Source organism: Marinobacter sp. (assembly GCF_052094685.1).
Lineage (GTDB): Bacteria > Pseudomonadota > Gammaproteobacteria > Pseudomonadales > Oleiphilaceae > Marinobacter.
In genome coordinates this window covers 13,461-35,364 of sequence record NZ_JBQDKB010000003.1, presented here as the reverse complement: position 1 = coordinate 35,364, position 21,904 = coordinate 13,461, and the positions used below count along the sequence as shown (strand labels likewise).

General features: G+C 53.7%; 18 protein-coding genes. 17 read left to right on the top strand and 1 reads right to left on the bottom strand.

Features of this window, described 5'->3' with window-relative positions:
* Positions 1-30 precede the first annotated feature (30 nt).
* The 13 genes from rpoE (at position 31) to pdxJ (ending at position 13,308) form a co-directional block, all read left to right on the top strand.
* Positions 31-645, top strand: a complete 615-nt coding sequence (rpoE, locus tag ACTH3S_RS01150; RefSeq protein ID WP_441807239.1) for an RNA polymerase sigma factor RpoE — start codon at positions 31-33, stop codon at positions 643-645.
* Positions 646-660: 15 nt separating this feature from the next.
* Entirely contained in the window at positions 661-1,230 is a 570-nt protein-coding gene (locus ACTH3S_RS01145; RefSeq protein ID WP_441807180.1) for a sigma-E factor negative regulatory protein, read from the top strand.
* Positions 1,231-1,251: 21 nt separating this feature from the next.
* Entirely contained in the window at positions 1,252-2,271 is a 1,020-nt protein-coding gene (locus tag ACTH3S_RS01140) for a MucB/RseB C-terminal domain-containing protein (RefSeq protein ID WP_441807179.1), read from the top strand.
* Positions 2,271-2,738 (top strand): SoxR reducing system RseC family protein, encoded by a 468-nt coding sequence (locus ACTH3S_RS01135; protein WP_441807178.1) that lies wholly within the window; start codon positions 2,271-2,273, stop codon positions 2,736-2,738. The genes ACTH3S_RS01140 and ACTH3S_RS01135 overlap by 1 nt, the downstream gene beginning before the upstream one ends.
* Positions 2,739-2,828: 90 nt before the next feature.
* On the top strand, positions 2,829-4,241 hold the full coding sequence (locus ACTH3S_RS01130; protein ID WP_441807238.1) for a DegQ family serine endoprotease: 1,413 nt from the start codon (positions 2,829-2,831) through the stop codon (positions 4,239-4,241).
* A 138-nt stretch (positions 4,242-4,379) separates the two neighbouring features.
* Positions 4,380-7,103: a bifunctional diguanylate cyclase/phosphodiesterase gene (locus ACTH3S_RS01125; RefSeq protein ID WP_441807177.1), complete on the top strand. Its 2,724-nt coding sequence runs from the start codon at positions 4,380-4,382 to the stop codon at positions 7,101-7,103.
* 105 nt (positions 7,104-7,208) lie between these two features.
* Positions 7,209-9,011, top strand: a complete 1,803-nt coding sequence (gene lepA / locus ACTH3S_RS01120) for a translation elongation factor 4 (RefSeq protein WP_441807176.1) — start codon at positions 7,209-7,211, stop codon at positions 9,009-9,011.
* 11 nt (positions 9,012-9,022) lie between these two features.
* Positions 9,023-9,802: a signal peptidase I gene (lepB, locus tag ACTH3S_RS01115; protein WP_441807175.1), complete on the top strand. Its 780-nt coding sequence runs from the start codon at positions 9,023-9,025 to the stop codon at positions 9,800-9,802.
* A gap of 27 nt (positions 9,803-9,829) precedes the next feature.
* Positions 9,830-10,219 (top strand): DUF4845 domain-containing protein, encoded by a 390-nt coding sequence (locus ACTH3S_RS01110; RefSeq protein WP_441807174.1) that lies wholly within the window; start codon positions 9,830-9,832, stop codon positions 10,217-10,219.
* Positions 10,216-10,905 carry a ribonuclease III gene (rnc, locus tag ACTH3S_RS01105; RefSeq protein WP_441807173.1) on the top strand — a complete coding sequence of 230 codons (690 nt, stop codon included), beginning with the start codon at positions 10,216-10,218 and terminating at the stop codon, positions 10,903-10,905. Before ACTH3S_RS01110 ends, rnc begins: the two co-directional genes overlap by 4 nt.
* The gene (era, locus tag ACTH3S_RS01100) at positions 10,905-11,822 is read left to right on the top strand and encodes a GTPase Era (protein ID WP_441807172.1); all 918 of its coding nucleotides are present in this window, start codon (positions 10,905-10,907) and stop codon (positions 11,820-11,822) included. The genes rnc and era overlap by 1 nt, the downstream gene beginning before the upstream one ends.
* 24 nt (positions 11,823-11,846) lie before the next feature.
* Positions 11,847-12,578: a DNA repair protein RecO gene (recO, locus tag ACTH3S_RS01095; RefSeq protein WP_441807171.1), complete on the top strand. Its 732-nt coding sequence runs from the start codon at positions 11,847-11,849 to the stop codon at positions 12,576-12,578.
* Positions 12,568-13,308, top strand: a complete 741-nt coding sequence (pdxJ, locus tag ACTH3S_RS01090) for a pyridoxine 5'-phosphate synthase (protein ID WP_441807170.1) — start codon at positions 12,568-12,570, stop codon at positions 13,306-13,308. The genes recO and pdxJ overlap by 11 nt, the downstream gene beginning before the upstream one ends.
* Before the next feature lie 23 nt (positions 13,309-13,331).
* Here the strand turns inward: pdxJ and ACTH3S_RS01085 are convergent, their stop codons facing one another.
* A complete protein-coding gene (locus ACTH3S_RS01085; RefSeq protein ID WP_441807169.1) occupies positions 13,332-16,208 on the bottom strand; it encodes an ATP-binding protein in 2,877 nt (958 codons plus the stop codon).
* Positions 16,209-16,430: 222 nt separating this feature from the next.
* Here ACTH3S_RS01085 and cysM point away from each other — a divergent pair, with 222 nt between their 5' ends.
* The 4 genes from cysM to mazG are packed head-to-tail and all read left to right on the top strand — an operon-like array spanning position 16,431 to position 21,846.
* Positions 16,431-17,324, top strand: coding sequence for a cysteine synthase CysM (gene cysM, locus ACTH3S_RS01080; protein ID WP_441807168.1), 894 nt, complete (start codon positions 16,431-16,433; stop codon positions 17,322-17,324).
* Positions 17,325-17,350: 26 nt separating this feature from the next.
* A complete protein-coding gene (gene rlmD / locus ACTH3S_RS01075; protein WP_441807167.1) occupies positions 17,351-18,700 on the top strand; it encodes a 23S rRNA (uracil(1939)-C(5))-methyltransferase RlmD in 1,350 nt (449 codons plus the stop codon).
* A 54-nt stretch (positions 18,701-18,754) separates the two neighbouring features.
* Positions 18,755-20,995, top strand: coding sequence for a GTP diphosphokinase (relA, locus tag ACTH3S_RS01070; RefSeq protein ID WP_441807166.1), 2,241 nt, complete (start codon positions 18,755-18,757; stop codon positions 20,993-20,995).
* Positions 20,992-21,846 (top strand): nucleoside triphosphate pyrophosphohydrolase, encoded by an 855-nt coding sequence (mazG, locus tag ACTH3S_RS01065; protein ID WP_441807165.1) that lies wholly within the window; start codon positions 20,992-20,994, stop codon positions 21,844-21,846. The genes relA and mazG overlap by 4 nt, the downstream gene beginning before the upstream one ends.
* The last annotated feature ends 58 nt before the right edge of the window (positions 21,847-21,904 follow it).

Here is a 21,904-nt window from a genome sequence, read left to right as displayed (position 1 = left end):
AATACCGGCATAGATACCGGCGCAGCGCCCATGGCCCCTAATGACCAAAAGCAAACTGAGCAGCCAGACCGCCAGACCGACCTGCAACTTGTTCGCAAAGTCCGGAACGGTGATCGTGCAGCCTTTGATTTGTTGGTTGTAAAGTACCAGTCGAGGGTGGCCTCTATTATCAGTCGGTATATTTATGACAGTCAGGAGGTGATGGATCTTACTCAGGAAACGTTCATTAAAGCTTACCGGGCTATTGAGCGTTTCCGTGGTGACAGTGCCTTTTATACCTGGTTGTACCGCATCGCCGTAAATACCGCCAAGAACTATCTTGAATCCCGCAGTCGCAGACCTCAGGGAAGTGCTGATTCGGCTGAAGCAGAAAATTATGATGATGGTAGACGGTTGCGGGATATTGCCTCGCCCGAACGTTTGCTCCAACGCGAACAGCTACAAAATGAACTTAGTAACGCGATAGCCGCTTTGCCAGAAGAGCTACGGTCAGCATTCCTACTGCGAGAGTACGACGGCCTCAGCTATGAAGACATTGCGCGGATTCTGGAGTGTCCCATTGGGACTGTACGCTCGCGTATTTTTCGGGCCCGGGATGCCGTTGATCGGCGCTTGGGCCCCTTGCTAAACCATTCTGTGACGTAATTGAAGGTGCATCCTATGGATGATCGTCTCCGAGAAACACTGTCTGCCATGATGGACGATGAAGCCGACGAACTGTCAGTTCGGCGCTTGTTATCCCATGAGAATCAAGGCCACGTTCGTGATCAGTGGCAGCGATGGCAGGGAATTCACGATCTGATGCACGGAGGCCATTCCCCGGCGGACGGCGTGGATGTGAGTACAGCCGTGCGCGAAAGACTGGATGGCCGCACTCAGTTGCGAGCGCCCAGTGTTGCCGCGGATCGTGAGGCGCCGCAGCCTTGGCGTTGGCCAGCTGTTGCCATGATTGCGACCGCTTTGCTTGTAGGGTTTGGTGCCGGGGCCGGGTGGGAATCCGGCGAGATTTCCACGGATGAACTGGCGTCTGCCTCCGCAACAGAGCCAGCCGATACGATGTATTCTGGTGAGGCCGCGCCAGTTCGGGAAGTAGCCCTGCAGGGGCTTGATAAACAGCAGTGGGAATACATGAACCGCTATCTGCTAGAGCACGCTCAGCATAACAGTGTAGGTGCCGGGCAAGGCTCGGTGGGCTATGCCCGCCTTGTAAGTGCCAGCGGCGGCTACTGATTGAGAGTCATAAAGGTGACCATGAGCAAAGCCCGTTCTTCCAATCTGAGCTTATCGCTGCCCAGGTTCCTTGCGCTTGTATTGGCTTTGGCCATGCCGACATATGGGGTGGCCGAAGAAAAAACAGCAGCCTACTGGCTTGAACGGTTGGGGCCGGCCTTGAATATGACGTCTTATCGCGGTGTGTTCGTATACGCTAGGGGATCCAACGTACATTCCATGCAGATTGCCCATCGTTTTCACAAGGGTATCGTGGAGGAACGGCTGGTTTTGCAGGATGGCGGCAGTGGCGAAATTGTGCGGCGAGATATGAATGTGGTCTGCGTGCTCCCCGAACAGGGCAAGGTACAGCTGGAGCAAATCATTCCTTCTGGGCCGTTTGCGGAGGCATTTACGAGCCAACTGATTCCCGTAAGCCGCTGGTACAGTGCTGAGCTGAAGGGTGAGGGCCGTGTTGCCGGTTATGATGTGGTGACTGTTGCCCTGACGGCCAAAGATCGACATAGATACAGTCATCGTTTGTGGCTGGAAAAGTCCACTGGGCTGTTGGTGAAAAGCCACGTGCGAGCAGCTAGTGGTGAAGTGCTGGAGCATTTTCAGTTCACCAATCTTGAGATTACCGAGGATATTGCGGACAGCGAGTTCGAAATCCGCTCTGAAGGCCGTGAAATTTCCCGCACTTTGAATGACGCAGGTGTTCAGGACGAATTTTCAAGCACAGCGCGTATGCATGGCTGGCATCTTGATTGGCGCCCAGACGGTTTTGAACCTGCCGCAGCGCCCAGTTCCCGGAGAGGACAGGCCGTTGCATTTTCAGATGGGCTGGCGGCATTCTCTGTGTTTGTCGAGCCCACTGGCTCAGTGCACATGCCCACCGGTGCTTCCCGCGTAGGTGCAACAACCATCTATATGCGTCAGTTGCAGAACGGAGACAGAGCATTCTTGGTGACCGTTGTGGGCGAGTTACCACCTACTTCCGCCCGTCAAGTTGCCGAATCCGTGCGGATTGATGAGGCCTTTGCTTTTGGTGCGAGAGATTAATGATTACGGAGTCTGGCAAAGTCGTTGCCGTTACGGGCGAGCATGCTTGGGTTCAGACCATTCGCGCCAACGCTTGTCAAAGTTGTTCTGCGCGCAATGGCTGCGGTCAGAAGGTGCTGGCTGCGGCAACTGGTGGTCGAGCCAATCAGGTTCGTGTCTTTAATTCCGTGAACGCCTGTGTTGGCGAAGAGGTGACCCTTGGCATTGATGAAAGCGCACTCCTGGTCGCTTCATTGCTGGTGTATGCTCTTCCGTTATTGCTCATGGTGATGGCCAGTATGATCGGGCATTATCTGTTCGCGGGCAGTGATTTTGCGGCTATGCTTGGCGCTGCGGCCGGTCTTGCCTCCGGCTTTCTGATAAGCCGGCAAATACAGCGCCGGAACGCCGGCAGCTATGAACCCAGATTGCTCCGGGTAAACCGTATCCCGGCTGGAATGGTTGCTCATTCCGACTCGCTCACATGACATACAGGGGATTCTGACATGCTAAAAGCCACAAATGCAGTTAGCCGGTTTTCCCCGGCGCCATATGCTCAGAAGGCGCAGGGGTCTTTGATGCTGGCGCTGATCGCTATCTTGCTGATGGCGTGGAGCCAAGCGGGTCTCGCGAATGGATTGCCAGATTTTACCGGGCTGGTTGAGGAAAATGCTGGCGCGGTCGTTAACATAAGTACCACCAGTACAGCTAGTACGCCGGCTGCCGGGAATAAGCGTTTTCACGGTTTGCCCTTTGATGAGCGGCAACTCGAGCAGTTGCCAGAGTTCTTCCAGGAATTCTTTCGCAGCCCTCAGTCACCCTTTGGTCGTGCACCGAGCGAGCCTCAGCCAAGCCGCTCCATGGGATCGGGGTTTATTGTGTCTGCTGATGGCTATGTGCTGACCAATAACCATGTGGTTGAAGGTGCCGATGAAATTATCGTAAGGCTCAATGATCGCCGTGAGCTGCCGGCAACACTGGTTGGTACAGACCCCCGTTCAGATATGGCTGTTTTGAAAATCGAGAACGGAGATGATCTGCCCGTTGTGAAAACAGGGCGGTCAAAAGACCTGAAAGTGGGTGAGTGGGTGTTTGCGATCGGTTCGCCGTTTGGTTTTGATTACACGGTTACAGCCGGCATTGTCAGTGCGCTAGGCCGTTCGCTTCCAACCGAGAACTACGTTCCGTTTATCCAGACCGACGTGGCCATTAACCCGGGTAACTCTGGTGGCCCGCTGTTCAATCTTGACGGCGAGGTGATCGGTATTAACTCGCAAATTTACACCCGCTCCGGCGGTTTCATGGGGGTTTCTTTTGCCATTCCCATTGACGATGCCATGAGCGTGTTTCGTCAGATCCGGGACAAAGGTGCAGTTTCCCGTGGCTGGCTAGGTGTTCTGATTCAAGAAGTGAATCGTGATCTGGCAGAATCCTTCGGCCTCAAGCGCCCAAGGGGCGCCTTGATTGCAGAAGTTTTGAATGGTTCTCCCGCCCAAGGAGGTGGCTTGGAGGCTGGTGACATAGTGCTTAAGTATGATGGCGACGATGTTCAGCTGTCTTCAGACTTGCCGCCTTTGGTGGGTCGTACTCCCGTGGGTGAAACGGCTCGCCTTACCGTTCTTCGTGGGGGCAAAGAAATCACGCTGGATGTGGAAATTGGCCAACTGCCGGATGAGAATGGTGCTCAGCAAGCAGCTCCTTCTGAAGGTGATGCATCCGCCTCACCTTTAGGGCTGACTGTTGAACCATTGCCATCGGACTTGGCTGATTCTATTGGCGTGTCCGGCGGCGTTGTTGTGACAGCTGTAAACAGAGGGGCAGCTTATAATGCCGGTGTTCGGGCCCGAGATGTGATCACTGAAATCAACAGAAAAACAGTGACGTCGGTTGACGACTTCCAGATGGCGGTCAAGGCACTGCCAGAAGGGCGGGCCGTCTCTGTTCGCGTAGTGCGCCAGGGCAGAGCTATCTATCTGGTGATGAAGCCCTGATAGACCAAGTCTGAACAGTCGTCATATTATTGCAAAAAAACCTCCATGTCTGATGTTACAAACGACAGGTCTGGAGGTTTTTGTTATACTTCCCTGCGACAATAATAAGTGCGGCCACGGAATGGACCAGGTCAGATTATGAACAGAAAGGATCTCCCCCTCCTGCAACTTTTGAAACTTCGCAATGGCTGGCTCGCTTGGCTGCTTCTGGTTGTGGCTATTGCTGTAACGGTATTGTCTTGGCAGTTTTCAATCCGGTTGGTAGATGATCGCACCGAAGCCCGGTTTCGTACTCAGTCCCTGCAATTGAAAACGGCTATTGAGGAACGTTTGCTCAACTACGAGCAGGTTCTGGCAGGCAGTGCCGGACTTTTTGCCGTCGCCGGCGAGGTTTCCCGTGAACAGTGGCGTGAATACGTTCATAAGGTGGATATCAACCGCTATTACCCGGGTATACAGGGTATAGGGTACGTTGAACGTATTGAAGTGCGGGAGATGGCCGATCACATTGCGTCGGTGCGCGCAGAGGGTGTGTACAAATATCTGGTTAACCCGCTGGGAGTAGGGCCTTTTTACTATCCCATGGTGTACCTTGAACCAGGAACAGAAAGCAACAGAAAAGCCTTAGGTTACGATGCGTTCAGTGACCCGGTTCATCGCAAAGCCATGGAGCGATCGCGGGATGATGCCATTCCGACGGTAACAGCCAAAGTGGTTTTGGTGCAGGAAGAACTGGCGGAAGGGCAGGCCAGCTTCCTGATGTATTACCCGGTATATCAGGGTGGGGAGGTGCCGGAAATACGGGCTGAGCGCCGCATGATGTTGGCTGGTTTTGTGTTCAGTGCGTTTCGTATGAACAACCTTCTTGACGGCATTATTGGTCTGATTTCACCGTTTCTTGATGTCCGTATTTACGATGATGGCGTGGTTGCCCGCGAAAACCTGATGTACGGCTCCAACCTCGGCTCACTGGACAATGAGTTCAGCTTCGAAATGAGCCAGACCGTAAGCCACGGCGGGCGGGACTGGCAGTTGCAAACCCGATCCACTCCTGCCTTCGACTATCTGGCGTCAGATCCGCGTCCATCGATTGTACTTGGCAGTGGTGCTGCCATAAGCCTGCTACTGTTTATTATAGCGCTGGTACTGATTCGTTCGCGCCTTATGGCACAGATTAGCGAAGGACGTTATCGCGCCATTACCGAAGGGGCCGCCAACGTAACTCTGGTTATGGACGAAGCAGGCACACCTCTTTATGCCAGTCCGTCCAGTTTTGACATTCTCGGATTTAACCCAGACGAAGTGCAGGCGCTTGCACTGGATAGCCTGGTACACGAAGACGATTGGCCCCAATTGAAGCAAGGGTTTGATGACGCTGTTCAAGCGCCGGGCAAGCAGATGCCGGTTATCCGGGCGCGCATTTGCGACGCTGCAAGTAACTGGCGTGATATGGAAGGCACCTATACCGACATGTTGACGGTACCTGGCGTGAACGGTGTGGTCCTTAGCCTGCGAGACCTGACACAGCTGAAAGCCGCCCAGTCTGAATTGCATCGGTTGGCCTTTTACGATCCTCTTACCGGGCTCGCTAACCGCCAGCTGTTCCGTGATCGCCTGAACAATGTGGTGCGTCGGAGCCGCAGAAGCGGTGAGCCTGCTGCTTTGATGTTCCTGGATCTGGATGGCTTCAAGCGTATTAACGATACCCTTGGCCATGACGCCGGCGACGAGCTTCTGCGCCAAGTGGCGCAGTGGCTTGAAGGTTGTGTGCGTGAAGAAGATTCTGTGGCCAGGCTTGGCGGCGATGAGTTTGTTGTGCTGCTCTCTCAAATCAGTGGCACAGGTGCGGCCGCCAAGGTTGCGGAAACAATCCTGCGCAGGCTCTGTCAGAGGGTTCGTTTGAGCGACCATGAGGTAGGCATTACCGTCAGTATCGGTATAACCATGATTCCCCACGACAGTGAAGATCCTGGCGCCCTGATGAAGTTTGCAGATTTGGCTATGTATCGGGCCAAAGAAATGGGCCGGAATACTTATCAGTTCTTTACTCCCGCCATGAATATCAAAGCTGCGCGCCGGCTGCTGCAGCAAGAGGAGTTGGCGAGTGCTCTGGAAGGTGACCGTTTCGTTTTGCATTATCAGCCCAAGATAGATTTGATCAGTGAGCGGGTGATTGGCGTGGAAGCTTTCCTGCGCTGGCATCACCCGGAAAAGGGTCTGGTATCGGCGCAACAGTTCATTGGTCTGGCGGAAGAAACCGGGCTGATTGTGCGTTTGGGCGAAATGGCGTTGCGTCAAGCCTGTATTCAGGTGCAGGCGCTGGAGAGGGCAGGGTTTGAAGCTCTAAAGATGGCGGTAAATCTGTCGGTTCGGCAGGTCACAGATTCCCGTTTTCTTGATATGGTCCGGCAGGTGATTACCGAAACCGGTGTCTCCCCTGAAAAGCTGGAACTGGAAATGCCCGTGGAGTTGTTGAACGAAGACCCTCGCATGTTGCGCGAGCTTCTTGTGTCGCTCAATGATCTTGGTGTTTGCCTGATTCTGGACGATTTTGGCGCTGGCTCCTGTTCTCTTGTTGCATTGCAGCAGCTTCCCCTAGATGTAATAAAAATTGATCACCGCTTTATTCGCGATATTCCGTACAATGTCAGTGCAACGGATGTGGCGTCTGCGGTTATTGCATTGGCGCAAAAGCTCCACCTTACGGTTGTGGCTGAAGGTGTAGAAACACCGCAGCAGTTGAGTTTCCTGAAATCGGCCGGGTGTACCCAGTGCCAGGGCAATCTGTTCAGCTACCCGCTGGATGAAGACGCGCTGATTGGTTTCCTGATCCGGCAGTATGAGCGACCGCTTATTTCCTGATCATAGCAATGGCGGCCGGTAACCGGTAAAATCACGCCGGCCCCGGGTCCTGATAGTGGCCTCTCCGGGTTCAATCCTTCGTTTTTTTATGAGTATTCATTGTCTGTGACTGAACTGAGCCGAATCCGTAATTTCTCCATAATCGCCCACATTGACCATGGCAAATCCACCATTGCAGACCGTTTTATCCAGGTTTGCGGAGGTCTGACCAAACGGGAGATGGCCGAACAGGTGTTGGACTCCATGGATTTGGAGCGAGAGCGGGGCATCACCATTAAGGCCCAGAGCGTCACGTTGAATTACACCGCGCGGGACGGCCATGAATACAAACTGAACTTCATCGACACGCCAGGCCACGTGGATTTCTCCTATGAAGTATCCCGTTCTTTGTACGCCTGTGAAGGTGCGCTGCTGGTTGTAGATGCCGGCCAAGGCGTGGAGGCCCAGTCTGTTGCTAACTGTTACACCGCCATTGAACAGGGTCTGGAAGTTGTTCCGGTTCTGAACAAGATGGACTTGCCTCAGGCAGAGCCAGAGCGGGTCGCCGCAGAAATAGAAGATATCATCGGCATCGACGCCTCGAACGCCGTACGTTGCTCCGCCAAGAGCGGCATGGGTGTTGAGGACGTTCTGGAAGACCTTATTCAGAACATCCCGCCACCCCAGGGTGATCGAGCTGCCCCGCTGCAGGCGCTGATCATCGATTCCTGGTTCGATAACTATCTGGGTGTGGTTTCCCTTGTTCGAGTTACCCAGGGTGTTATGAAAAAAGGCGAAAAGATTGTTATAAAATCTACGGGCAAAGCGTGGAATGCGGACAAAGTGGGGATTTTTAACCCCAAACCTCATGATACCGACATATTGGAAGCCGGTGACGTAGGTTTTGTTGTTGCGGGTATCAAAGACATACACGGCGCACCTGTGGGTGACACCATTGTGCATCAAAAGTTTGCCGCAGATACGCCTATGTTGCCGGGGTTCAAGAAGGTTCAGCCGCAGGTCTATGCCGGGTTGTTCCCGGTAAGTGCGGACGACTATAACGATTTTCGAGACGCACTGGATAAGCTCACCCTGAACGACGCCTCTCTGTTTTACGAACCTGAAAGCTCCGATGCGCTCGGCTTTGGTTTTCGCTGTGGTTTCTTGGGCATGCTGCACATGGAGATCATTCAGGAGCGGCTGGAGCGTGAATACGATATTAATCTGATCACCACCGCGCCCACGGTTATATACGAAGTGCTGAATAACCGGGGCGAGACACTGTCGGTAGACAGCCCCTCAAAGTTGCCTGATATTGGCTCGATTGACGAAATGCGCGAGCCTATTGTCGAAGCGAACATTCTGGTACCCCAAGAGCACCTGGGTAACGTGATCGCCCTGTGTGAAGAGAAGCGTGGGGTTCAGAAACACATGCACTTTACGACCAACCAAGTGCAGCTGACTTACGAGCTGCCGATGGCAGAAGTGGTGTTGGATTTCTTTGATCGCATCAAGTCTGCCAGCCGGGGGTTCGCCTCACTGGATTATCACTTTGTTCGTTTTCAGCCGGCAAACCTTGTGCGTTTGGATGTGCTTATAAACGGGGAGCGCGTGGATGCCCTGGCGCTGATCGTCCACAAGGATCAGTCCCACTACAAGGGGCGTCAGCTTATTGAGAAAATGAAAGAGCTGATTCCCAGGCAAATGTTTGATATCGCAATCCAGGCCGCCATTGGCAACCAGATTGTGTCGAGGGTTAGTGTAAAAGCACTGCGCAAGAACGTCACCGCAAAATGTTACGGCGGCGATGTCAGTCGGAAGAAAAAGCTGCTCCAGAAGCAGAAGGAAGGCAAAAAACGCATGAAGCAACTGGGTAATGTTGAGGTGCCTCAAGAAGCGTTCCTTGCCGTATTGAAAGTCGATAATTAAAAGGCACCTTGATGGATATTGATTTTCCACTGGTTCTGGTGGTTCTGACCTTCGCGTCTGGACTGATCTGGCTGGCAGACATACTATTTTTCCGTAAGCGTCGCCTTGCGGCGTCCTCCGTGGACGTTGTGGATGAAGCAGACGGGCCCAAAGAGCCTTATCTGGTCGATCTCAGCCGGTCATTTTTTCCGGTTCTGGCGATTGTGCTGATACTCCGGTCGTTTTTGGTGGAGCCTTTCCAGATTCCATCAGGCTCCATGCTGCCAACGTTAGAAGTCGGTGATTTTATTCTGGTCAACAAGTATGCCTATGGTCTGCGCCTACCGGTTGTCGGAACAAAGGTTTTGGATGTTGGCGATCCTGAACGGGGCGATGTGATGGTATTTCGTTATCCCGTAGATCGCGAAACCAATTACATCAAACGAGTGGTTGGCCTGCCCGGAGATACTGTGCGCTATCGCAACAAGCAGCTTTTTATCAACGACCAGTTGATTGAGAGTGAGTTTGTTGTACGTCTGCCGCCGGTGGAAGTGCGTAGGGAAGACTTGGGCACGGCCGAGCACGATATTTTCCACACCATGGGACGCTCGGGTGCCCCCGGCGAGGGCGAGTGGAGAATCCCTGAAGGCGAGTACTTCATGATGGGTGATAACCGCGACAACAGTAACGACAGCCGTTATTGGGGCACGGTTCCCGATGAGTTGATAGTGGGCAAGGCATTTGCAATCTGGATGCACTGGGCGTCCTTCACCAGTTTGCCATCCTTCAAGCGTGTTGGCGGTATTGAGTAATTCTGACTATTTTGGAGTTCAGTTGTAATGAAGAAAAATAATCTCTCCGCCATGAATCGACAGGGCGGTGCCTCTGCGCTTGTTATCCTAATCATGGTGCTGTTTTTTGGCAGCCTGCTAACGTTGGTTATTAAAGTAGGACCAGCCTATATGGATGACCTTACCATTCAAGAGGCATTAGAGAGCCTGGATGGCAAAGAGGGTTTGTCGCAAATGGGGCCGGCGCGGGTTCGTACACTGATCAACAAAAGCCTAAGTGTTAATAATATCCGTGGGTTTAATGCTAAGGATATTTCAGTTGAGAAAGACGGTGAGCTTGTAGTGATCAATGTGGACTACGAAGTCCGTAATAACCTTTTCCGAAATTTGGATACTGTGGTTCACTTTCAGCACCGATATGAGATGAAGGGCAAGTGAGTTCACAACCGGACCTGGATCAGTTACAGCGGCGAATTGGTTATCAATTCAATTCGCCCGAGCGCCTCATGTTGGCGCTTACCCACCGCAGTTATGGCAACCAGAACAATGAGCGGTTGGAGTTTCTCGGGGATTCCATCGTTAACATGGTTATTGCCGAGTCCCTGTTTCTGAGTTTCGATAAAGCTCGGGAAGGGCACTTGAGCCGCTTGCGGGCCCGAATGGTAAAGGGTGTAACCCTGGCCGAGATTGGTCGCGAATTTGAGCTGGGAAGCTATATGCGGCTGGGTTCTGGCGAACTAAAAAGCGGTGGTTTTCGTCGCGAGTCCATTCTTGCTGATGCGGTAGAGTCTGTTATCGGTGCTATCTATCTCGACAGTGATTTTTATACCTGTCGGGAGCAAGTGTTGCGTTGGTTCGAGCATCGGTTAGAGCAGCTCGACCTTCAGGATACCCAAAAAGATCCCAAAACCCGTTTGCAGGAGTATCTGCAATCGCGGCAGTTCCCATTGCCCAGATATGATGTTATTTCTGTGGATGGAGAAGCGCATAACCAGACATTTCATGTGTCCTGTGTGTTGCCATCGCTTGATCGAAAAACCAGTGGCGTAGGCAGCAGCCGTCGCGTAGCGGAGCAGGAGGCTGCCCGTAGCGCGCTGAAACAACTCGGCGTGGAGACACCCTGATGAATGATATTACTCGCCCAGAAAATCCAGATAGCCGCTGCGGTTTTGTAGCTATTGTTGGCCGCCCAAACGTGGGCAAATCCACCCTGTTGAACCATATTCTCGGGCAGAAACTGAGCATTACTTCCCGTAAGCCGCAAACCACACGCCACCAGGTACTGGGCATCAAGACCATGGATTTGGTGCAGGCGATATATGTGGATACGCCGGGTATGCACGAAGAAGAGCCCAGGGCCCTGAACCGGTATATGAACAAAGCGGCGACTTCGGCGCTTATTGACGTGGATGTGGTGATATTTGTGGTGGACCAACTTGCTTGGACCACCGCGGACGAAATGGTTCTGGAAAAGCTGCGTGGCCTTAAATGCCCGGTTATTCTGGCGGTAAATAAGGTTGACCGGATTGAGAGCCGGGAAAAGCTGCTGCCACACCTCGACATGCTTTCCAGAAAACGGGATTTTGCTGAAATGATTCCTATGTCGGCGCTGCAGGAAACCAACCTGAAGCCGCTGGAAGAATCGGTGGGGCGGTTCTTGCCCGAGAGCATACATTTCTACCCGGATGACCAGATAACTGACCGAAGCGAGCGTTTCATGGCTTCGGAAATCGTTCGTGAGAAAATCACCCGTCAGCTTGGTGACGAGTTGCCATACTCCGTGGCTGTAGAAATTGAGGAGTTTAAACGCGACGGCAAGACACTGCATATTTCTGCGTTGATTTTGGTGGAGCGTGAAGGGCAGAAAAAGATCATGATCGGTGATAAGGGCGAACGGATGCGGCGCATTGGCCAGGAAGCCCGGCTCGATATGGAGCGCCTGTTCGACAGCAAGATCATGTTGCGGCTATGGGTGAAGGTAAAGCGGGGCTGGGCAGATAGCGAGCGCGCTCTGAAAAGTCTGGGTATGCACGACCGCTGAGGCCGCTATGCCCCCTGAGGCACTATGAGAAAAGGAGCGCAGGAACAAGAGCCCGCTTATGTGATTCACCGCCGGCCTTGGCGGGAAACCAGTCTTTTGGTGGATCTGTTTACCTTGAATCACGGTCGCCTATCTGTGGTGGCCCGCGGTGCCAGCGGTAGTAAAAGCGCGCTGAAGGCGCAGCTTCAGCCTTTTCAGCCATTGCTGTTGGACTGGGTGGGGCGCGGCGACTTGAAAACCCTGACCCAGGTAGATGTGCGCGATGGTCCTGCGCTGCGTCGCACTGTGTCCCTGTACAGTGGCTTGTATTTGAATGAGCTGGTGCAGCGGGTATTGCCCCAAGCAGATCCTCATCCCACACTGTTTGCCGCTTATATTGAAACCCTTGCTCTACTTGCAAAAACGTCAGATGTAGAACCGGTACTACGGAAGTTTGAGCAGGCGTTCGCGGCAGCCTTGGGTTACGATTTTGCTTGGGATTTGGCGACGGATATCGATCAGCCTGTCTGTGCTAATCAGACCTATTGCTACGACCCCGAACAGGGAATTGTCACCGCGGTTTCTGTCGGTGTGCGGTTGCGGAATCTGCCCGGACATACGCTTTTGGCCCTTGCCGGCGGCGATTTCGAAACCATCGCAAGCCGCCGGGTGGCTAAACGGGTTATGCGCGTACTCACAGATTACCTGTTGCAGGGGCGTCCATTGAACAGTCGAAATCTTTTCACTCACCAAAGGGGAGAACGACATGAATCCTAGAGTATTGCTTGGCATCAATATTGATCATATTGCAACTCTACGTGAGGCCCGGGGAACCCGTTATCCCGATCCGGTACAGGCAGCGATAGTGGCGGAGGAAGCCGGTGCGGACGGCATTACGATTCACCCCAGAGAAGATCGGCGCCATATCCAGGATCGTGATGTGTTGCTGCTCAAGGAAGTGCTGCAGACCAAAATGAATCTTGAGATGGCGGTCACGGACGCCATGTTGGAGTTTGCCGAAAAGGTTAAGCCTGAGTGTGTGTGCCTGGTTCCTGAAAAGCGAGAAGAGCTAACCACCGAGGGCGGTCTCGATGTTGAAGGCCAGGAAGCGCGTGTGGCGAATGCTTGTGAGCGTCTTGCCAAGTTAGGCGCGGAGGTTTCTCTCTTTATTGATCCGGATCGCGCTCAGATTGATGCTGCTGTGCGCTGCGGTGCTCCGGTTATCGAGCTGCATACCGGAGAGTATGCCGAGGCCGTGGGTGCCGAAGCTGTAGAGGTGGCGTTTAACGCCTTGGCTGACGCGGTGAATTACGCCCGTAAAAAAGGGCTGATTGTGAATGCAGGCCATGGCCTGAACTACCACAACACGGAGCGCATAGCGGCGATTCCTGGTATCAATGAGCTCAACATTGGCCACGCTATTATTGCCCGAGCCGTATTCTGTGGCTTAAAAGAGGCAGTCCGGGATATGGGCGCCATTCTTGACAGGGCCCGCGGCCGGGCTTGATCTGTTCTAGTAAGAGTTCGCCATCAGTGGGTTTTGGCTCGCTGATGGTGCTGCCGGAACATCTGCTGCCAGTCGGTCTGATCACTCCAGATCTGTAGTCTCTCAATGGCTGAGATTAGCTGGTTTTTCTGTAGCTCCGTGTCCGGTGATGAGCATTTGAGAGCCGTTTCTAAGCGATGTGCGGCAGAGCGCAGCTCCGGAACCCCGCAGTAACGAGTTGCTCCATGCAGTTTGTGCACGCATTCCAGCAGGCTCTCCAGATCGTCCCCGTCCCAGAACCGTTCAATGGTACTGAAGTCTGTAGAAAGTTGCTCAAGCAGCATGCTGAACAATTCTTCAGCCAGATCCGCCTTGCCGGCAGCCAACTGGATGCTCTCATTCACGCTCACACAGTCTCGCTGCATTTTTCGGGTGGAAGGGCGCAAGGCACGTCTCGTGTCCCGAACTTCTGGCACAGAAATTCTGCCCGTTTGGCCGGCTCGCTGGCACTGGTAGCCGGTGCATTCGAGTATAGTTTCTGCCAGCTGCGCGCTACTGATGGGCTTGGGCAAATAGCCATCAAACCCTTGCCGAACCAGGCGTTCCTGTTCATCGGCCAGGGCGTGTGCGGTGAGCGCGATGATCGCTGTTTTATGGTTGCTGTTGTCCATTTCACGAAGGCGGGCTGTGGTTTCCACGCCGTCCATGCCCGGCATTTGAAGATCCATGAACACAAGGTCAAAAGATTTTTGTCGAGCCTTGCTTAGGGCTTCGAAACCACTGGATGCGCCTTCGGCATCTATTTGGTAGTCCTGCAGTAGGGTCATGACCAGTTTCAGATTGGCGTCGTTATCGTCCACAGCCAGCACCCTGGGTGCGTTTACGGGAGCTGGCAGGCGCACCCCATGATCCTGGCGTTGAATGCCCTGTCCGGAGGTATTGATGCCGTGTACCAGAAGCAGCAGTTCGTCATAGAGCGGCTCACGACAGACCGGCTTGGTGAGGTGGCCGCTGGCCAAGCCCGACAAGGGCGTGTCGTGAATTTCCAGCGTCGGGGTAAGTATCAGTGTGCGGCAGTCACGTTCAATCTCCAGGGTCCGTACCAAACCGCAGTACTGGCTAGAGTTAAGCAAGTGCCGGGTAATCCCGATAATGGCTGCGGCATAGCCCGACTGGCTCTTCTGAGCCTCCTCAATTTTCTCCTGCATGGCGACAGGTGATGTAGCGCGATCGACGATCATGCCCCAATCACGCAAAACATGTTCAATCGCAAGGCCGCAGGTTTTCTGGTGCTCCAAGTAAATAACTCGTTCACCCCGCAGGGCGTCTCTGGGTGCAATCGACTCTCCGCTAGAGGAAAGCTCAGAGGTTAGGGTAAACCAGAACGTAGAGCCTTTTCCTAGCTCACTCTGCAAGCCAATTTTACCCCCCATCTCTTCTACCAGACGCTTGGAAATGGCTAGGCCAAGTCCTGTGCCGCCATATTGCCGCGCTGTTGAGGCATCGGCTTGGCTGAACGCATTAAAGAGAGACTGTTGTTGGGCGCGGGACAGTCCTACGCCAGAATCGGTAATGCTTAGGCGTAGGGTTACGCGGTTGTTTTCTTTGTCTTCCTCCTCAAGGCTTGCGCGAAGCACCACTTCGCCGGTCTGGGTAAACTTGATGGCATTGTTGACTAGGTTGGTAATCACCTGCTTAACTCGCAGAGGATCGCCCATAATGTTATCTGGTACGTCGTTGTACACTAGAGGTACAAGGTCCAGGTTTTTGCTGTGAGCGGCGGGGGCCAGCATAACCATCACTTCTTCCACAATCTCTCTGAGCTGGAACGGAACTCGATCGAGGATCAACTTGCCGGCTTCAATCTTCGAGAAATCCAGAATATCGTTGATGATGGTGAGCAGAATTTCCGACGACTTGCGAATGGTGCTCAGGTGATCCCTTTGTTGCCGAGGCAGGGGGCTTTTGAGCAATAGTTCGGTAAAGCCGATGATGCCGTTGAGCGGTGTTCGGATTTCGTGGGACATGTTTGCCAGAAATTCAGATTTGATGCGGCTCGCCTCTAGGGCCTCTTTGCGCGCGAAATCCAGCTCGATGTTCTGGATTTCGATGGTCTCCAGCGTCTCTCGCAAGTCTTCGGTTGCCTGATCAATATTTTGCTGCATTTCTGCCTGGGCCTTGCTCAGTTCCTCGGCCATAGCGTTGAGGCCGGACTCAAGCTGTTCGAACTCTGGGCCTGCACCTGTATGGATGCGGGTATCAAGCTTACCTTCTTTGAGTTTTGCCACGGCTTCGTTCAACTCGAACACCGGCCCCGTGAAGGCTCGGCTCAACCGGAGCGCAAACAGAAGGCTGAAAACAACCCCGCCAAGTACCAGCAGCAGAGAGATTAACAGTGCTTTGTATGTCTCTTTTTCGGTGCGGGTATGGGACATCTCCACAGCCACCCAACCTAAAGGCTCGCGGTGCTGCAACGCAGATTGCCTGGCGTCCGGGTCGAGCATGGATTGGACCATCAGATCCTGAAGAAAAACCGGGGTGACAAATCGGGTGCTGGTTGTTCTGGCAATACGGCTCGCACGTTCACTAGCCAACTTTTTGCTGTCTAGGTTGTCGGAGCCGCCGGGGCCAGTATGCAGCATGCGGCTGCGGTCTCTATCGAAGAATGTAATTGAGCGCACATCCTGTTCTTCCAGCAGGGCGGTAGAGAGGCTGCTTAGCAAACTGCGATTCGCCGTGAATAAACCGTATTCTGAGCCGGCAGCAAGCTGGCGAGAAAGCGATTCGCCGCGATCCTTCAGCAGGCTCTCAATATTGGTAACCCAGCTGTAGGTGAAGAACAGCCCCAGGATCAGAGTTGTGAGAAGAGTGGGAACCAGAGTTACCACCAGCACTTTTTTCCGAATGCCCCAACGTCGCATACGAGATTCCCGAAAAATAACTTAACGCCGCTTGCCGATGCGGGTTACGTCCTTGTAATAGTAGGTCATCCGGGCACAGATAGTTTGCTATCAGTGCCGGCTGAACCGAGAAGTACACTATTTATATAGCCTTCAGTCATGGTTTTAGCGAGAAGCCGTATTGGGCGACTGGGGCTATAAGGCGTATCATGCCAACCCAAAAGTGTACCACAGGGTTCTCATATGCATTTTCCCACCATTGAAGATTATGTCGGGCATACGCCTCTGGTTCGGTTGCAGCGTCTTCCTGGCGATACCAGCAATGTGATTTTGGCCAAGCTTGAGGGTAATAATCCCGCCGGCTCGGTAAAAGATCGACCGGCCATGGGGATGATTCAAGAAGCCGAACGTCGCGGTGAAATCAAACCGGGCGATACGCTGATTGAGGCAACCAGTGGCAATACCGGCATTGCATTGGCCATGGCCGCGGCTATCAAAGGCTACCGTATGATCCTCATTATGCCGGCCAACATGAGCGAAGAGCGCAGAGCATCCATGAGAGCCTATGGTGCAGAAATCATTACCGTGAGCGGCGAAGAGGGCATGGAAGTGGCACGGGATATGGCTCTGCAGATGGATGCTGATGGCAAGGGCAAGGTGCTTGATCAGTTCAGTAACCAAGACAACCCGCTTTCCCACTATCGCACCACTGGCCCTGAGATCTGGGAGCAGACCGAAGGGCGGGTCACCCATTTTGTCAGTTCCATGGGTACCACCGGCACCATTATGGGTGTGTCGCGGTACCTAAAGGAACGTAATCCTGATATCAGCATCATAGGCTTACAGCCCACAGAGGGCGCCTCCATCCCAGGCATTCGCCGCTGGCCGGAGGCATACCTGCCCAGCATATACGATGCGGCTCGTGTGGATCAGGTGGTCGACATTGGTCAGCAAGAAGCAGAGGACACCATGCGCGCTCTGGCAGAACGCGAAGGTTTGTTCTGCGGCGTGTCATCTGGCGGCTCTATTGCAGCCGCGCTTCGCCTGTCAGAGCAGGTTGAAAACGCCATTATCGTGGCCATTATTTGTGATCGCGGCGACCGCTATTTATCGACCGGCGTATTCCCCGGCGCCTAAACCTGACGACAGCAAGAGAACAGACTATGAGCAGACGACGCAGGAAGGTACTTCCTACGGAACCCGTGCGCTGTGATGTGGAAACCCTTAGCCATGATGGCCGCGGCATAGCTCGTCAGGACGGCAAGGTCCTATTTGTGGATGGTGCGTTGCCGGGTGAAAAAGTTATGGCCAAGGTGGTCTCCACCCGAAGCAAGTTTGATGAGTTGCGCACGCTTGAGGTGCTGGAATCGGCCCCCGATCGGCAAGCGCCTCCTTGCGAGTTTGCCGACCTGTGTGGCGGTTGCAGCCTTCAACACATGAGCAGTGATGCGCAGATTCGTTTCAAGGAAAACACTTTGCGTGAGCAGTTTGCGCACTTTGGTGGCATTGAGCCGGAAGAGTGGATTGCACCGTTGCGCCCGGATAACACATTGGGATACCGGCGCAAGGCGCGTATGGGCGTGCGCTACGTTAGGGCGCGGGAATCTGTGTTGGTGGGCTTTAGGGAGAAGCGGAACAGCTTCCTTACGGACATCGACCGTTGTGTGGTGCTGGACCCACGTATTGGCGAACGCATTGTTCCACTGCGTGAACTGCTCCACAGCATGGATGCCTATGCCCGTATCCCGCAAGTGGAGGTTGCCTGCGGCGACGATACTGCCGCGATGGTTTTCCGAAACATGGAGGACCTGAGCAGTAGCGATCGGGAAAAGCTTATTGGTTTTGGCCAAGCCCACGACCTGCACATCTACCTGCAGCCCAAAGGCCCCGATACCGTTCACCGTATTTGGCCAGAATCTTCGGGCCGGGATGATGAGCGCCTGAGTTACCGGCTAGATGCGTTCGATCTGACCATGAAGTTTCATCCCATGGACTTTACCCAAGTCAATGCAGATATTAATAAGACCATGGTAAACAGAGCTGTGGAGTGGCTGGATGTGCAGCCAGGCGAGCGGGTTCTGGATTTGTTCTGTGGGCTGGGCAACTTTACCCTGCCGCTTGCACGCAAAGGCGGCCAAGTGGTTGGTGTAGAAGGCGACGATGCCATGGTCGTCAGGGGCCGCGAGAATGCGGAACTGAACGGGCTTGAGAATGTGTCATTTCACGGTGCGGATTTGCACGGTGATTTTACCGGCCAAAGCTGGGCGAAGGAGGGCTTTGATAAAATCCTTATCGACCCGCCGCGTTCCGGTGCAGAGGACATCTGTAAATACCTGACTGCATTCGGCGCTCGTAGCATCGTGTACGTATCTTGCAATCCTGCCACTCTGGCCCGAGACGCTGGCGTGATGGCCCGTAACGGGTACCGTTTGGTACGTGCGGGTGTGATGGACATGTTCCCCCATACCACGCATGTGGAGTCTATTGCGTTGTTTGAGCTGGACTCACACTGAATGTTATATGCGGCAAGGGATTGCTGTTGAATCACCAGGAATAATAAGACAGATATGGTAAAAGTTCGCGAAGACTACGCAATGACCGGCGATGGTCAGCTTGATATTGAGGGTTGGGTTCAGCAGATTGCCTCGCAAACCCACCTGGATGATGTGGAACAGTTTCGTCGGGCCTGTGAAAAGTCTGCTGAAATCGATTTGCAGGCCTTCCGGGAAGACCGTTTGTGGGCACCTGGCTCCAGCAGTTTCCGTATTGGCATTGAAATGGCACAGGTGCTGGTAGAGTTGCGCTTGGATCAGGCCAGTCTCGTTGCCGCGATCCTATACCGCGCCGTACGTGAGGAGCGGGTTGCTCTTGAAGTCATCCGCAAGGAATTTGGTGATGAAATAGCCGGGCTGATAAATGGTGTGCAGCAGATGGCGGCCATTTCCTCTATACATCACCCTCTCAAAGGCAATGTGCTCGGGCAGAGCGAAGGCCAACTGGACAACGTCCGTAAAATGCTGGTCACCATGGTTGATGATGTCCGGGTTGCCTTGATAAAGCTTGCCGAGCGAACCTGCGCTATCCGTGGGGTTAAAAATGCGCCGGAAGAAAAGCGCATGCGAGTGGCTCGAGAAGTGTTCGATATCTACGCGCCGCTGGCTCATCGCCTGGGTATTGGGCACATCAAGTGGGAGCTGGAAGATCTCTCGTTCCGCTATCTGCACGAAACAGCGTACAAAAAAATCGCCAAACTTCTGGACGAAAAACGCCTCGACCGGGAAGGCTATATCCGCCGTGTGATTGCGACCCTGCAGGGGGAGTTGAAAGCCTCCGGAATTGAAGCTGCGCTTGCTGGCCGCGCCAAGCATATCTACAGCATCTGGCGGAAGATGCGTATAAAAGGCATCGACTTCTCCCAAGTATACGACATAAGAGCTGTGCGTGTTCTGGTTCCGGAAGTGCGGGATTGCTATGCCGCTCTTGGAATTGTGCATACGCTCTGGCGCCATATTCCAAACGAGTTTGATGATTACGTTGCCAACCCTAAAGAGAATGGCTACCAGTCCCTGCATACGGCGGTGATAGGGCCAGATGGCAAGGTAATGGAAGTCCAAATCCGTACCCACAATATGCACGAAGATGCTGAGCTTGGTGTGTGCGCTCACTGGCTTTACAAGGGTACAGACAAAGGCAATAAATCATCCGGCTATGATGCCAAAATCAACTGGCTTCGGCAGGTTCTGGAGTGGCAGGAAGAGCTGGGCGATCTGTCGGGATTGGCGGATCACCTCAAATCCGACGTGGTATCGGACCGGGTCTATGTTTTCACGCCCGAAGGGCACGTTGTCGATTTGGCCCAGGGGGCTACGCCAGTTGATTTCGCCTACCGGGTTCACACTGAGATTGGCCACGCTTGCCGTGGTGCGCGGGTGGATAGCCGGATTGTTCCGCTGACATACCCATTGAAAACCGGAGAACAGGTATTCATTCTTACTTCTAAGACCAATCCCGCGCCCAGCCGGGATTGGCTGAATCCTAATCTTGGTTACATTCATACGTCCCGGGCTCGGGCTAAGGTAACCCACTGGTTTAAACAGCAGAATCGCGAGCGTAACGTAACAGATGGTCGCGCCATCATCGAAGATGAGTTCAGGCGCTTGTCACTGCACGATGTGGGGCTGAGTGAGCTGGCGTTGAAAGTGAACTATCACAGCGCCGACGATATGTTTGCCGCTGTGGGTGCGGGTGATCTTCGCCCTGCACACGTGGCTAACGTAGCCCAGCAGATGCTGGAGCCAAAATCCGAGCAGATGGATCTGAAGCTGACAGCGCAGCGGCGCCAGCCTTACGATACAGAATCGGATATCCAGATTGTGGGTGTAGGTAAGCTAAAGACCCAGGTAGCTAAGTGCTGCAAACCGTTGCCTGGTGATGCCATTGGTGGGTATATCACCGTTGGCCGGGGTGTAACCGTTCACCGCCAAGACTGCCTTACGTTCCTCAATCTACAGGAGGTTGAGCCTCACCGGATTATTGAGGTGAGCTGGGGCGGCCAGCAGGCCTCTGTATACCCAGTGGATATCGAGATTGAAGCCTATGACAGATCCGGCTTGCTGCGGGACATTACACAGGTACTGTCGGCATCAAAAAGTGATGTTCTGTCTCTCAATACCCTATCAAACCGTGATGACAACACCGCGACCATGATCGTTACAGTGGAAATCAATAGCTTGGAGCAGTTGGCGCGGTTGCTCGCTCAAATCCGTAACCTTCCTAATATTATCGACGTCAGGCGCAAGCGCGCATGAGCTATTCCATTGATGATCTTAAAGTTCTAATGGCCAGGCTACGAGACCCAGAGACTGGCTGCCCCTGGGATACCAAACAGACGTTCAGAAGCATTGTTCCGCACACCCTGGAAGAGGCCCACGAAGTGGCGGATGCCATTGAGCGGGAGGATTACGGCAACCTGAAAGATGAATTGGGCGACTTACTGTTTCAAGTGATTTTCTACTCCCAGATAGGGGCGGAGGAAGGACGTTTCAGTTTTGATGCGGTGGTCGACAACCTGGTGCGCAAGCTTGTACGTCGGCACCCGCATGTTTTTCCCGAGGGTACGCTGGAAAGCCGCATTGACCCCGATAACCGGCCAGATGAAGCTTGGATCAAAGAGAGTTGGGAGCGCATCAAAGCCGAGGAACGGGCCAAAAAGCAAGCTGAAGATACTGCAGCCGCAGCGTTGCCCAGTCGGCTTGATGGTATCGCCCGGGCTCTGCCTGGGATGGTTCGGGCGGAAAAACTGCAGAAGCGAGCCTCACGACATGGGTTCGATTGGCCCAACGTGGGCCCAGTGTTCGACAAACTCCATGAAGAAATCGACGAATTGAAGGAGGCCTGGCAGGCTGCCGAATCTGGGCAGGGTGATCACGACGCTGTCGAAGATGAGTTGGGTGACTTATTGTTCGTGTGCGTGAACCTGGCGCGCTTCATGAAGGTTAACCCAGAGCAGGCGATTGGACGCACCAACCACAAGTTTGAGGCGCGGTTTAGGGCCATCGAGCAGGTTCTGGAGCGAGAAGGCCGCTCGTTTGATGCGGAAACACTCGAAGCGCTCGATGAGATTTGGCAATCCGTTAAGGGTGTGGAAAAAAAGCGCTGACAGGCCTTTATCCCCCAAACGCCAATAGACTTTTCCAGTAAATCCTTAGTATCGTAAG